The following is a 1,639-nucleotide window of genomic DNA, read 5'->3' on the forward strand; positions in this document are numbered from 1 at the left end:
TAAAAGTAAAATTGGCTGGTTTAAGTCCAATACAATACCGCACTTTAACCAGCCAATCAGCTGCATAATATAAACTCTAACTTTTAGGGGTCACCACCATTTCATGGGTCCATTTTTACCTTTATCTTTTTCTTGATGCCATAAAAAAGGCAACTCCTAAAATAATAATGATTATTCCTGTTACTAAGTAATTATAATTTGGTGTTGCTGCGGTTGGTATTTCTTTACTTGTAGTATCGGTGCTAAAAGAAGACTGACTATAATCGAAGTCTGTTATAATTGTTGTTTCGTCTGTGATGGCTCTGATAGAGATAGGAGAGATAGCAGAGAAGATTAGAACAATCGCAAATACAGCTACTAAAAATAGACTAATATTCTTTTTATTGAAAAACTTCTTTTGCATAGGCAATGATCCCCAATCTATTTCTTCACAATTTTTCTTCTCGAATAGTACTTATTATATATATAATACTACAAAAGGCGTATGATTCCTTTTTTTAGAATTAATTAAAAATAATTTAAACAACTCTCAGTTTAAGAAAAGAACAAAAAAGGATGGCCAAATGGCCATCCTTCTTCATAATATATTTGCTGTTGTTAAGCTCTGCGACGTCTTGCAATTACTACTATAAATCCAGCTAGTAAGATAAGCACTCCAGCTATGATGTAATTGTAGTTTGATGTTGCTGTGTTTGGTAATTCTGTCTTATTCGGGTCTTTACTAAAGACAGCGTACGTACTAAAGTGATCTACTTCTACAGTCACTTTGTCACCTTCAAAACTGCCTCCGATAAGTTCCCAAACATTCGTCTCTTCGTTTAAGTAGTATACTTTTAGTTTATCCGTATCTAACCCTTCCATGTCCGCCTCATCAATTGTAAACGTTAATGTTACTGGACTTGAAAACTGTGATACTTCTCCACTTTCTTGAAGAATTGTAAACGAATAAGCACTTAGCGCATTTTTAATACCTTCAATTTTTTCAGCTATAATTTCTAGCGATTCATTCTTAAAGTTCTCTGCAGAAACTAGTAAACTAATTGTTGTCCCTTCTATTTGTATAGAAGCACTACCAGTAATCATTTCTTGCATAATTTCTTCCATTATTACATGGAACGTTTGTGAGTTAATCTTCACAGTAACGTTGCCTGCTTTGTCTGTTAAGATATCAGCTTCTGCGTCCTGTTCATCACTTTCTTTTTCTTTAATAGTAATAATGTTTTTAATACTTATTGTTGTAACTGTTTCATTTCCTACTTCATCCACTGCGTAAACTGTGTAATTACCATTGTTACTTACCGTAAATGAATCTGTAATTACTTCTCCAGCATTTTCAAAATCTAAGATATTTTTCTTACCTTTTAGAAGTTTAATTGTTTTAACTTCGCTCACTGTACCATCTACATCCACTGAAACAATAATATCTTTGTTCGTAAGATCTGTTATCGATGGTGTGAGTGTAATAATCGGTGCTTTTTGATCAATATTATCGATTGTGATTGTTTGTATTGTTTCGTTTCCTGCTTCATCTTTTACGTAAACAGAGTACGTTTCATTTTCGTCCGCAGTAAATGTTGTCCCTTGTAGCTCTGTTCCTTGGGATGCGAAATCAGAAAGTGACAACTCACCTTTCGCCCAT

Annotated in this window: 2 protein-coding genes; both read right to left on the bottom strand. The window is 33.6% G+C overall.

Annotated features, from left to right (window positions below; all coding sequences use genetic code 11):
* Positions 1-121: 121 nt before the first annotated feature.
* Positions 122-409, bottom strand: coding sequence for a hypothetical protein (locus tag CIB95_RS15905; RefSeq protein WP_142296528.1), 288 nt, complete (start codon positions 407-409; stop codon positions 122-124).
* A gap of 188 nt (positions 410-597) precedes the next feature.
* A partial coding sequence (locus CIB95_RS15910) for an LPXTG cell wall anchor domain-containing protein (protein ID WP_142296529.1) occupies positions 598-1,639 on the bottom strand: 1,042 nt, incomplete at its 5' end.

This window comes from Lottiidibacillus patelloidae (genome assembly GCF_002262935.1).
GTDB classification, from domain to species: Bacteria; Bacillota; Bacilli; order Bacillales; family SA5d-4; genus Lottiidibacillus; species Lottiidibacillus patelloidae.